This window comes from Maribellus comscasis (genome assembly GCF_009762775.1).
Classification (GTDB): Bacteria; Bacteroidota; Bacteroidia; order Bacteroidales; family Prolixibacteraceae; genus Draconibacterium; species Draconibacterium comscasis.
Genome location: NZ_CP046401.1, coordinates 2,046,065 through 2,058,673 on the forward strand (window position 1 = coordinate 2,046,065; position 12,609 = coordinate 2,058,673).

General features: G+C 38.5%; 8 protein-coding genes. 7 read left to right on the forward strand and 1 reads right to left on the reverse strand.

Annotated features, from left to right (window positions below; genetic code table 11):
- Positions 1-33 precede the first annotated feature (33 nt).
- Positions 34-606: an RNA polymerase sigma factor gene (locus GM418_RS08380; RefSeq protein ID WP_158865031.1), complete on the reverse strand. Its 573-nt coding sequence runs from the start codon at positions 604-606 to the stop codon at positions 34-36.
- Positions 607-771: 165 nt separating this feature from the next.
- Here GM418_RS08380 and GM418_RS08385 point away from each other — a divergent pair, with 165 nt between their 5' ends.
- From GM418_RS08385 to GM418_RS08415, 7 genes are all read left to right on the forward strand, one after another.
- Positions 772-1,746, forward strand: a complete 975-nt coding sequence (locus GM418_RS08385) for a FecR family protein (RefSeq protein ID WP_158865033.1) — start codon at positions 772-774, stop codon at positions 1,744-1,746.
- A gap of 138 nt (positions 1,747-1,884) precedes the next feature.
- Entirely contained in the window at positions 1,885-5,295 is a 3,411-nt protein-coding gene (locus tag GM418_RS08390) for a TonB-dependent receptor (RefSeq protein ID WP_158865035.1), read from the forward strand.
- Positions 5,296-5,316: 21 nt separating this feature from the next.
- Complete coding sequence (locus GM418_RS08395) at positions 5,317-7,137, forward strand: RagB/SusD family nutrient uptake outer membrane protein (RefSeq protein ID WP_158865037.1); 1,821 nt, start codon at positions 5,317-5,319, stop codon at positions 7,135-7,137.
- A 67-nt stretch (positions 7,138-7,204) separates the two neighbouring features.
- The gene (locus GM418_RS08400) at positions 7,205-8,761 is read left to right on the forward strand and encodes a sulfatase family protein (RefSeq protein ID WP_158865039.1); all 1,557 of its coding nucleotides are present in this window, start codon (positions 7,205-7,207) and stop codon (positions 8,759-8,761) included.
- Positions 8,762-8,778: 17 nt separating this feature from the next.
- On the forward strand, positions 8,779-9,840 hold the full coding sequence (locus tag GM418_RS08405; protein ID WP_158865041.1) for a family 43 glycosylhydrolase: 1,062 nt from the start codon (positions 8,779-8,781) through the stop codon (positions 9,838-9,840).
- A gap of 33 nt (positions 9,841-9,873) precedes the next feature.
- The gene (locus tag GM418_RS08410) at positions 9,874-11,250 is read left to right on the forward strand and encodes a sulfatase family protein (RefSeq protein WP_158865043.1); all 1,377 of its coding nucleotides are present in this window, start codon (positions 9,874-9,876) and stop codon (positions 11,248-11,250) included.
- Positions 11,251-11,261: 11 nt separating this feature from the next.
- Positions 11,262-12,305: a family 43 glycosylhydrolase gene (locus GM418_RS08415; protein ID WP_158865045.1), complete on the forward strand. Its 1,044-nt coding sequence runs from the start codon at positions 11,262-11,264 to the stop codon at positions 12,303-12,305.
- Positions 12,306-12,609 lie beyond the last annotated feature (304 nt).

Here is a 12,609-nt window from a genome sequence, read left to right on the forward strand (position 1 = left end):
AAAAAGATAAAACTATTTTACCGGGCATTGGATTTATGAGAGGAAAAGCGCAACGTACAAAAGTGCAATAAATCCATATTCGCTTAAATTTTCTTTTAGAAATTTTCGTGCTTTGGTCATGTGATCTTCCACTGTTTTTAAAGAAATATTTAATTCGCTTGCAACCAACTGATTCGTGTATCCTTTTTCTTTACACATAACATAAATACGTCGCCTCTGGGGAGGAAGTTTTTCAATTAATTCCTGCACTTTTTCGGCTAACAGATCATAATTAACTTTCGACTCGGTGTCGATACTATTGTCAACAACTTCAAATTTCAGATTTTCAAGGTAATTTTTTTCAGAAAGCCTTTTTCGGAAAACCGAGATAATCGTATTTTTTGCAACAGTAAAAAGATAGGCTTCCAGATTTGAGTTCTTTTTTAAATTCTTTCTGCTATTCCAAAGATTCACAAACACTTCCTGAACAATATCAAGCGAATCTGCCCCTGACTTTAAATAGCCAAACGCAAAATGATAAAGCCTGGAACTATAATCGGCATAAAGCTCGTTTATCACTGCCTTATCACCCGAAATCAGTCGTTTAACGCGTTTATCCTCATCCATAATTAATTAGTTACCCGGCTATGCAAAAATATAAAAATGTTTTATTTCCTTTAATGAAAGTCCGATACCCTTTTCGTTTGCTGAAATAGAAAAATCAATTTCTCAAAAAAAGGAGCAGGGGTTTTTGTGGGCTGAAACGTTTACAAAAATGAACAAAGAAACCATATGAAGGATTATTTTAGAAAATATTTGGAAGGCCGGTGTTCTGAAGATGAATTCCTGTCGTTTATCAATCTTTTTTTAAAAGCAGATAAGCAAAAGGAGTTGACGAAGAATATGGAGGAGGACTGGAAAAGTGTTCGTGCCAATAAAAAAACGCCTGATTTATCCCCTACCCTTCATAAAATTCATTTCGAAATAAATAAACAGGAAAAATCTGAAAATAAGACCAGGAAAATAGTTACATACTTAACAAGAATTGCCGCTGTTCTTTTTATTCCTCTAGCCGTTGCTTTCTTTTTCACGGTTCAGAAAAATACTTCTTCTGATGTTAAAAATCAAACCATTTCGACACCACTGGCTTCAAAAACAAATTTTGAGCTACCTGATGGTTCAATGGTTTACCTTAATGCCGGTTCTTCGTTAAGCTTTCCCGAAAAATTCACGGGAAAAAAACGGCTGGTTAAACTAAGCGGAGAAGCTTACTTTGATGTAAAAAAAAGCAAACAGCCGTTCGAAGTAGAAACTTCTGAATTGACGGTCAACGTTTTGGGAACGGCCTTTAATGTAATGGCTTACCAAAATACGCTTCCTGAAGTAACTCTGGAGAGAGGAAAAGTAGTTGTGAACACAAAATCCAACCTACAAAAAACATTACAGCCGGGCGAGCAGGCTGTCATTGACATAACTGCCAACACAATTTCTGTAAATAATGTGGAGACTGAATTATTTACTTCCTGGATAAACAACCGCCTTATTTTTAAAAACGAGATGTTAGGAAATGTGGTACAAAAGCTGGAACGTTGGTATAACATTTCTATTGAAATTGATAACGAACCTCTGGAACAAAAAAGAATAAATGCAACTATCGAATACGAATCGATTAGTGAAGTTATGGAATTACTGGAAATTACTTTACCAATAAAATTTGAATACAAAAAAAACGAACGAAAACTGCTTATAAAAAGCAGTCGACCATAAAAATAAAAGAGTATGCCTATGAAATAAAACGTGTCTTTTTCTCTAATACATTTCAAACAATAGAAAGCGAGGAAGCCACTAACTTCCCCGCTTCAGAAAAATAATTAATCCAAATTATTAATCTTACAAATCAAAATTATGAAAAAAAAGAGATTGGAGAAGATCCTTATTGGGAATTTCTTCCTAAAACTTTTAACAATTATGAAACTAAGCCTTTTTATCGTTTGCCTAACCGCGTTTTCAGTTGTAGCCTCTGAAAGCTATTCTCAATCGACAAAACTTTCACTCGAAATGAGAAACGTTAGTATAAACAGCGTTCTAAAAGAGATTGAAGACAAGAGTGAATTCCGTTTTTTTTATTCCGAAGATGTTGATACAAAAAAAACAGTATCAGTATATTTTAAAAACTCGAACATCGCTGATATTTTAGACGAAATTTTTGAAGGGACATCTATCGTTTTTAAGATTGTTGGGCGTCAGATTGCTTTATATAACAATACCGAAGATAAAATGTCGTTCCCATGGATGCAGCAACAATCTGTTTCGATTAGCGGTCGGGTCACCGACTCAGATGGGCAGCTTTTGCCTGGTGTAACAGTAATAGAAAAAGGTACCACCAATGGTACCGTTACCAATATCGACGGAGAGTATAACCTTGACAAAATTTCCAGCGGGGCGGTCCTGCAATTTTCTTTTGTTGGAATGAAAACACAGGAAATTCCATTTTCAGGGCAATCCGTAATCAACGTTGTTTTGGAAAATGATGCTATTGGCATTGAAGAAGTAGTTGCCGTTGGTTATGGAACGATGAAAAGAGGGGCTGTTACCGGAGCCGTTTCCGCGATAGAAGGAAAAGAACTGACAATCGCACCGTCAACCAACACAACAGCTATGATGGCAGGACGTCTGCCGGGGTTAATTGTGCAACAGAAATCGGGTCAACCGGGTAACGATATAGCAAGTTATTCCATTCGGGGGTTTGGAAGCGCATTGATTATTGTAGATGGAGTAGAACGTAATTTTACACAGCTTGATCCGAACGAAATAGAATCTGTAACAGTTTTAAAAGATGCTTCTGCCTCTATATATGGTTCAAGGGCTGGAAATGGCGTCGTATTGGTTACAACAAAAAGAGGAAAATCAGGAGCTCCAAATATTTCATTCAATTCAAGTTTTTCGGTATCACAACCAACAGCATTTCCCGATTATGTAAATGCTTATCAGTTTGCATCAATGCTTACCCAGGCAGAAGGAGGTGTTGGCTCAGGTTCAACATTTAGCCAGGAAGATATCGATAAATATAAAGAAGGTACAGAGCCTGGATATGTGAGTACGAACTGGAAAAAAGAGGTAATGCGGGAATGGGCTCCCCAACAACTCCACAATTTAAATATCAATGGAGGAAATGAAGTAACCAAATACTATTTTAATCTTGGATATTTAAACCAGGGGTCAATGTGGCGCTCAGGCGATGGTATATACCAACGTTTTAACATTTCTTCCAATGTAGATGTAAATATCTCGAAAAGATTGTCAGCACAGTTCGATATTAGCTGGCGCAGGGAAGACAGGGACGACCCTCACGACCTTAGTACAATTTTTAACGACCTCTATTTTGCCAATCCTACAGTTGATATCTCAAATTGGCCTTCTCCGGAACTTATCCCGGTAGCTGCTCCTACCCGGGCAACTGAAGACCAGCCTGTAGCTACCTCAACACAAAGTATGTCGGGATATATAAAAGACCAAAGAGACTACTTCAACGGTTCTATATTTCTTAAGTATGAACTACCGGTAAGTGGATTATCAATTGATTCAAAAGTAGATTTGTGGTCATATAACCGTTACCGGAATGAATTCCAAAAAACATTTGAAGTATGGGAATACGATTATGAGAATCAAGTCCATTCAAGTGCCGGAACAATAGGCGAAAATTATGTTGGAAAAACATCTTACAGAAGCCAAAAAGTTACCGCCCAGTTGGCACTCCGTTACGAAAAAAATTTTAATAGCCACAGCATAAAAGGACTTCTTCTAAATGAAATGATTTATGATAAGTCGGACAATTTCTGGGCTTCCCGCTCTAATCTGATTTCATCTTCACTACCCTATCTTTACGCCGGCAGCACAGATACACAGCTTAACAGTGACGCAGTATACGAAGATGGCCGGCATAGCCTCGTAGGACGTGTCAATTATTCTTTCGGTAATAAATACCTGGCAGAAGTGTCATTCCGCTATGATGGTTCTCCACGCTTTGCAGAAAATAAGCGGTGGGGATTTTTCCCTGGTGTTTCACTAGGATGGAGAATTTCTGAGGAATCCTTTATGCAAGACGGCTTTTTTAATAATCTAAAGTTACGGGCATCGGCCGGAAGAACCGGACGAGATGCCATATCAGACTATGACTATCTTACAGGCTACGAATTAGTTACAGGAATAAATAACGTATATCTCTTTGGCGATGAAACCTATACTCGTCTTCAAAGTATCGGATTGGCAAATGAAAACATTACATGGGAAAAAATAGATCTTTATAATCTAGGTCTCGATGCCTCTATACTGGATGGGAAATTTGGAAGTGAATTGGATGCATTTTACAGAAAACGCAGTGGCATATTGGCAACCAGAGAATCGACTGTTGCCAACACTTTTGGAGCAACCTTGCCGGCCGAAAACATCAACAGCCTGGACAACAGAGGATTTGAAATCACTTTATATCACAAAAGACGAGTGGGTGATTTTAGCTACAATATCACAGCCAATTACTCCTGGAGCAGAGCAAAATGGCTTCATTATGAAGAAAGAGAAACTTTTGAAGATGCCGATGATGAACGTATACATAAAGTAAGTGGGAAATGGACCAACCGCACTTTAGGATACCTTACCGATGGTTTCTTTAACTCTCAGGAAGAAATTGATAACGAAACTGTTGACCAGGATCAGGGAGGAAACGTTTCAATTGAGCCTGGTGATATTCGTTATGTTGATTACAATGGAGACGGTATAATTACAGAACGCGATAAAGTTGTCTTGGGAAAAGGAACAACTCCTGAATCAATGTTTGGGATTAACATGTCTGCTTCTTATAAAGGATTTGATTTTAGTATGCTATGGCAGGGAGCTTCAGGCTTCGTATCTCGTTTTAATAATGATAATAATATTGGTGGTCTTAGAGCAAGTGCCGGAGTGCCTTTAGCTTATCAATGGGAATATCAATGGAATCCTGATCATCCGGAGGATGCACAATTGCCTGCGCCGAATGTAGCCGGTGTTAAAGCACATAATATGTATTTGAATGATATGTATATAAAAGATGCCACATATATGAGGCTAAAGAATGTAACCTTTGGTTATAACCTGCCAAAGTCATTTCTGAATAGTACAGGAATAGAAAAAGTGCGTTTCTTTATATCAGGGCTTAACCTACTTACTTTTTACGATTTTGGAATTTTTAAAGATTATGATCCGGAAATTACCTCTTCAAATGCTCAGGAAACCTATCCGATACAAAGAGTGTTTTCGGCAGGTGTTAATGTTACATTATAGTGATATCATAAATTAAAAATCATGAAAAAAATAATTTATACAATACTTCTAATTAACTTTCTAATAGCAGGATGTGAAGATCCGCTGGACAAAGAACCTTTAAACCTGATTTCAGAAGACGGTGTTTGGAAAGACGAAACCTTAATTGATTTGTATTTCGCGGATTTATATAGTCGATGTGAATTTTTTCTTGCACCAAGAGTTGCAAATTTTGGTATGTCTGAAGCTGTTAACAGTGGTTTTTGTCGTACATGGGGCCCCTGGCCACAAGGATACCAGCATACATCGAGAGTTTTAACTGCTGACCAGTCGTCAACTTATGCGGTTTTTCATTGTTGGGATTATGAATTGGTAAGAGACATCAACGATGCTATTGAAAAGCTTGAAGATGAAAGTTCGTTATTGGAAGGTGAAGACTTTAAAAATGCCCGTTTAGGAGAAGCTTACTTCTTGCGCGCGTGGATCTATTTTAAAATGGTTAAGACTTACGGGGGAGTTCCACTTATAAAAAGGGTGCAATCGCTTGATGAGCCGGATGAAGATTTATTCGTCCCTCGCAGTTCGGAGGAAGAGTGTTATGATTCAATCGCTGAAGACTGCGATACTGCCAGGGAACTTCTGGAAGGAAGAAACCTTACAGAATACGGCAGGGCAACAGAATGGGCAGCCCTGGCATTAAAAAGCCGGGCCATGCTTTATGCAGGTAGCATTGGAGAATTTGGAGAGGTACAAACTACCGGTTCAGGAGAATATGCAACCACCCTGGGAATAACTAATGCAAACAAATACTGGCAACTTTCCCTGGAAGCTTCCAAAGAAATAATTGAAGATGGTTCTTATCGTTTGTACGAAGAAAATTCGGATTTATCGGACAATTTTGAACAACTTTTCCAGGCTGAAGGAGCAGACAATCCGGAGGTGATTTTTGCAGAACGTTATGATGGACTTGGCAGCAGGGGACATGACTGGGATCTTTGGCTACAACCTGATGAATTTCGTAATGGTTACGGATCATTTTTAAAATGCTTTACCAATGCTCTTGGCAAGTTTGACTTTAAGGATGGTCGTTCAGGAATCTTAAATTCGGATAATTTTGTTAAAGGTGATCCTTCTAATCTTCATTCGCTGGATGATTTCTGGAACAGCAGGGACCCGCGTGCACAGGCAACCTTTTATTTCGCCGAAACGCCCTGGAAAGGCTCAACAATCTATACTCATGCAGGAACGTATAAACTCGACGAAAATGAAGAACGTCAGTACATTACCAGTGGCGATGTAACAGATGGAATCAGAACAGTTCCGGCACAGGGAGCCAGCCGTGATTTAAGTCGCTCCGCCCTTCACGTTAAAAAACGCATAACTGAAAATCTGGATTTAACGCAAATAAATGCCGGATTGGGTTATTCTGATTTTATTGTATTCCGCTTGGCTGAAATCTATTTGAATTATGCTGAAGCTTATTTTTATACTAGCGGTTCAGGTGGTGATGGATTAAAATATTTAAATATGGTAAGGGAAAGGGCCGGCATGCCGGCAAGATCGGAATTAACTCAGGATAACATCCGTCAGGAAAGAGATGTTGAATTGATGTTTGAAGGTCATCGTTATTGGGATCTGCGTCGCTGGAGAACTGCAGTGGATGAACTTAACGGGAAAAAATTTGCAGGTATAGAAATGCGATACGATTTTGACGAAGACAAATATGAAATATATTTTATCAATAACGGAGCCAACGAAGGGGACAATGCCGATCGCATTTTCTTGTCAAACAATTATTACTATCCGATTCAAACGGATATTCTTAACGAAAACTACGCACTTGTGCAAAATCCGGGCTATTAAGAAATTTTTAGGGCTGAGATTCTTCTCAGCCCTTTTCCTAATTTTTAGCACCTATTAATTAAAATTTATGAATAAAAATTGGTCTGCAATCTACCTACTTATTTCCGTAATCATTTTTGGAATTTCAACGGCCGGAATTGCCCAAAAACAACAACCTAATGTGGTCATTATATTTACCGATGATGTAGGTTATGGCGATATTGGATGCTATGGAGCAACAAAAATCAAAACTCCTAACATCGACCGATTGGCAAAGGAAGGAAGAATGTTTACTGATGCACATTCTGCTTCAGCCGTTTGCACACCTTCACGATATGCGTTAATTACCGGAAGCTATCCCTTTAGGGCAAACAAAGGAGAAGGGGTATGGGGACCTCTTCGTCGTAACAACAAATTAATAATTGATACGGATAATTTCACCATTGCTAAATTGATGAAAAAGAATGGATATGCAACAGCTTGTATTGGAAAATGGCACCTCGGTTTCGGAGAAGAAAGCCCTACAGACTGGAATAAACCATTGATCCCCGGACCGCTACAACTAGGCTTTGATTACTATTTTGGAATTCCATTTGTATCAAGCGGCCCCCCGTATGTTTATGTTGAAAATGATAGAGTCGTTGGTCTGGAAGCTAATGACCCGTTAGTATTGAATGGTAAGCCGGTTTCTCCAACGCCTCAATATTCCGATAAATCTCCCAATACTTTTTCCGGGGGAAAAAAAGCTCACAGTTTATATGAAGATGAAAAAATTGGGGTGACTTTAGCCGGTAAAGCAGTGGATTGGATCAAACAAAATAAGGAGAATCCATTCTTTCTATATCTGGCTACGACGAACATACACCATCCTTTTACTCCAAATAAAAAGTTTCAGGGAACCAGTGAATGCGGGCGATATGGAGATTTTGTACACGAACTCGACTGGATTGTTGGTCAGGTAACAAACGAGCTTGAAAAATTAAATATTCTGGATAATACATTATTAATTTTCACAAGTGATAACGGAGGAATGCTAAATGTTGGCGGGCAGGAAGCATGGCGGGCAGGACATCGGCTAAATGGGAACCTGCTTGGCTTTAAATTTGATGCATGGGAAGGCGGACACAGAATACCTTTTATAGCACGTTGGCCCAAACATATTGCTCCTGGAACTAAATCCGGGCAGCTCTTATGCCATGTTGATTTGTTTGCTACTTTGGCTGCTATAATCGGATATAATTTAACAGAAGGGATAGCTCCCGATAGTTACAATATGCTGCCAGCACTAACCGGAAATCCAAAAAATATGCTCCGGGATGATCTTGTCCTGGCTCCTTTTCATCCTGAAAACCTGGCAATCAGAGCCGGTGACTGGATATATATTGGTGCCCGGGGTGGAGGTGGCTGGAATGGAGGCAAACCTGGAGATCATATCCTGGGAGGACCGGCAGCACTCCAGTTTGCTGATGAAAAAAACAGTGATATAGCTGATGGCGCTTTTAAGGATGATGCCGCTGATGCCCAGTTGTATAATCTTAAGAAAGACATTTCTCAAAAAAAGAATTTAATAGACAAGAAACCTCGGATTTCTCATATGATGAATCAAAGACTGAAAATTATTAAACAGTCTCAACAAACCCGATAATTGCTAAATGATAGAGAATGATGACAAAAAAACAATTATTTGGATGGTTAACAGGATTAATAAGTATAACAATCCTGCTATCAGGTTTTATCCCATACAATTTAGAATCACCATCTTTTTCAAAAGAGAAAAAAAAAGAAAATCCATTTCCGAAATTAAATGATTTTAAATTGAAGGAAATAACCGGTGTAGGATATGAAGAAAATTGTTACCGCAGAGACAACAGTAATGTTATAAAAGTAAAAGACTACTATTATGTCTATTATAATAAGGGTCCTTTCTGGAAAAATTTCCATAAAGAATGGGAAGGTTCTGTTTGGGGGGCAAGATCTCATGATGGAATCCATTGGGAAGAAATAGGGGAAATGGTTTCCAAAGGTGATGCAGGTGAGTGGGATCACTGGGCGACTTATTGCCCAAATATATTAGAAGGCAATGATGGGAAATATTATTTATATTTTACAGGGCAACCGGAGAACCAGGCAGCACAAGGTCCTATTTATGTTGGAGTGGCCATTTCCAATTCACCAGAAGGTCCGTTTGAAAAATATGCAGATAATCCCATATTCTCACCAACCCAGCAGACCGGAGATTTTGATGGTCACCGGGTAGACGACGCTTCAATTATTTTCCGAAACGGGAGATACTGGATGTATTATAAAGGGAGGCCTTATGCCAACGGACAAGTTGATTTGAAAACCATTGAATCGACAAAAATAGGGATTGCATTTTCGAAAAAACCAACCGGCCCCTGGAGCAGGTATAAAAGAAATCCGGTAATAAATGAAGGTCATGAGATAATGGTCTGGCCTCATAAAAATGGGGTAGGTATTGTATCCTGTCATTATGTAAAGACATCGCAGGGAAGATCATTGGAGCAGGGAGTTTACTGGTCAGCCGATGGAAAGAAATTCAATAAATATGAGCATCCGAAAGGGATGAAGTTAAGGAATCCGGGTTGTTACTATTCCGCCAATACAGAAGGGACAACCTGGGGTATAAGTTTTAAAAATGGAAAACATGGAGGAGGCGATTGTTACCTGTTAAGATGGGAAGCGGATTTCTCGTGTATTAAATAGTTCTAACAACTACATTAGAATAAAAAATAAGATATGAACCAACAAAAATTATATATTACCTTAATATTCAGCCTTCTAACATTATTCAATATAGCTCAAAAACCTAACTTTGTCATTATTTTTACTGATGATCAGGGATATGGTGATGTTGGATGTTACGGGAATAAAAACATTAGAACTCCCAATATTGATAAAATGGCAGCAGAAGGTATGCTTTTTACTGATTTTTATGTTGCAGCTTCTGTTTGTACTCCCTCAAGGGCTGCTTTACTTACCGGCTGTTACCCGCAACGGGTTGGCCTACCTTCTGTATTGTTTCCTAACAACATGCCGCTGGGACAAAAAAATGGAATGGCTTATGGATTAAATCCGGAAGAAATAACCCTAGCCGAATTATTAAAAGCCAAAGATTACCGGACAGCCTGTATCGGGAAATGGCACTTAGGCAATCTGCCGGATTTTATGCCTATGAATCACGGTTTTGATGAATATTTCGGACTACCATACAGTAATGATATGGGTGATATGATCCCGGATAATTCCAAATATAATTTTAGTCCACTACCGCTAATTGAGGGAACCCAAGTAATTGAATTAAACCCAGATCAGAATTTACTTGTTAAACGTTATACAGAACAGGCTGTCTCTTTTATTGAGAAAAATCAAGACCATCCTTTCTTTCTCTATTTGGCACACAGTATGCCACATCGTCCATGTCATGTCTCCGATAGTCTTTCACAAATGAGATTTTCTACCGATCAACTTTCCAACATCGATGGCGAGGATAAAAAGAGCAGGGATTTTTTATATCCGGCGGCCATTGAAGAACTGGATTGGAGTGTAGGTGTGGTTTTGGAAAAATTAAAAACACTTGGGCTTGACGAAAACACACTGGTTATTTTTACGTCGGACAATGGGCCTGCTGTAGGAAGTGCCGGGGCATTAAGAGGGAAAAAAGGAACGATGTACGAAGGGGGTTTACGAGTTCCATGTGTTATGTATTGGAAAGGAAAAATAGCCGAAGGAAACACTTGTAACCAATTGGTTGCTAGCATTGATCTTTATCCAACATTCGCAAGTTTGGCAGGAATTGAATTGCCTGAAGACAGAATTATTGATGGAGAAGATGTAAGTAGTTTGATATTGGGCAAAAAAATAAAAAACGGACAAAGGCCATTTTTCTATTTTAACCAGAATCAAGGCTGCAAGGCTGTAAGGTTTGGGGACTGGAAGTTTTTTCCTGGACACTCACCCCATTTATATAATTTAAAAGAAGACATTGGTGAAACGAATAATCGATATCCCGAATTTCCCGAAATCGCTAAACAAATGGCTGAGAAAATCTCAGATTTTGAATCAGACTTGGCTAAAAATAAAAGACTACCAGGCTTGGTCGATATTAATAGATAATTATTGTTACTATGAGAAAACGATTCTTAAAACAACTAATTTTCACTACTTCCGTATTGATATTATTTTCTTGTGGATTGAAAAAAGAGAAACATACAGCCAAATCCCTGTCTGCTGAAACTTTTTTTGATACTATATGGTTCGAATACGAAAATATAAAAGGGATTGGCTATGAAGAAGGGATTACCCGTCGCGATCCAAGTGATATTATTAAGGTGGATAATACCTACTATATATGGTACACAAAGGTATTTGCGGCCACAAAAGGGGAAAAAACACCTCTATACAATTCCGGGTATTATGGAACAATCTGGTATGCAACTTCCAAAGACGGAAATTCCTGGACAGAAAAGGGGCTGGTTTTAGGGACAGGTAAGGAAAGGGCTTTTGATAGCCACGCTGTTTTTACGCCCAATATTCTTTTTTATGAAGATAAATATTATTTGTACTATACAGGAGTTAAACCAACACCTGGAGTGTCAGGACTGATTTTCGAAAATAATTCGGATACGGATATTACCGCGATTGGATTAGCTATGGCTAACTCGCCTAACGGACCGTTTTTAAGGATGAGTGACCAGCCTGTGTTAACCATTAGTAAAGATTCTACTGCTTTTGATAGTTACAGAATTGATGATGCAGCACTGAATATTAGAGATGGAAAAGTTTGGTTGTATTATAAGGGAAGATCCAGAATCTACGGAAAAAAAGGCCCGGGACATACACAAATGGGAATTGCGGTTGCAAATACCCCCGAAGGACCATATGAAAAACTTAAATCTCCGGTACTCGACAGAAGTCACGAAGTACTTATATGGAATCGAAATGGAGGAATCGCTTCTCTGGCGTGTTTAAATAAGTCATTACATTTTGCTGCCAACGGAATCAATTTTAAAACAATCAAGAATAATCTCCATGCACTCCCTGCAGCTCCCGGGCTATACCGTCCGTCTATTAGCAGTGATTCTGATAGTAAAGAAGTCAATTGGGGATTATCCATGGCCCAACACGACGAGGACATATATTTAACAAAATTTAAAATGAATTTTAAATAAAGCCACTTTTCTAAACCTTATTATTCAGAGAAGATTCGGAGATTGTTTATATAGCAAAATGAGAGTTTCAATAGACGGAAGAAGGGACAAAAAAATGCTGTGGCAATTTTCACCAAAAATAATTTGATATCTGAAACAGTAACACAAAGAATAAATTTAATTACAGGAACTCTCCCTCTCTTCTCGAGAAAAAAGGACGTTTATCACGTAGTCGTAATAGGGATAAGCTTACAATATTAAAACATTACAAACTCATTTACAAAACATTAGAAAGCAAAGTATTAATTGTGGCATTTTAATAGAT

Coding starts and splice junctions, on each gene's coding strand:
- GM418_RS08380 (WP_158865031.1), bottom strand. CDS start 606: ATGGATGAGGATAAACGCGTTAAACGACTGATTTCGGGTGATAAGGCA.
- GM418_RS08385 (WP_158865033.1), top strand. CDS start 772: ATGAAGGATTATTTTAGAAAATATTTGGAAGGCCGGTGTTCTGAAGAT.
- GM418_RS08390 (WP_158865035.1), top strand. CDS start 1,885: ATGAAAAAAAAGAGATTGGAGAAGATCCTTATTGGGAATTTCTTCCTA.
- GM418_RS08395 (WP_158865037.1), top strand. CDS start 5,317: ATGAAAAAAATAATTTATACAATACTTCTAATTAACTTTCTAATAGCA.
- GM418_RS08400 (WP_158865039.1), top strand. CDS start 7,205: ATGAATAAAAATTGGTCTGCAATCTACCTACTTATTTCCGTAATCATT.
- GM418_RS08405 (WP_158865041.1), top strand. CDS start 8,779: ATGATGACAAAAAAACAATTATTTGGATGGTTAACAGGATTAATAAGT.
- GM418_RS08410 (WP_158865043.1), top strand. CDS start 9,874: ATGAACCAACAAAAATTATATATTACCTTAATATTCAGCCTTCTAACA.
- GM418_RS08415 (WP_158865045.1), top strand. CDS start 11,262: ATGAGAAAACGATTCTTAAAACAACTAATTTTCACTACTTCCGTATTG.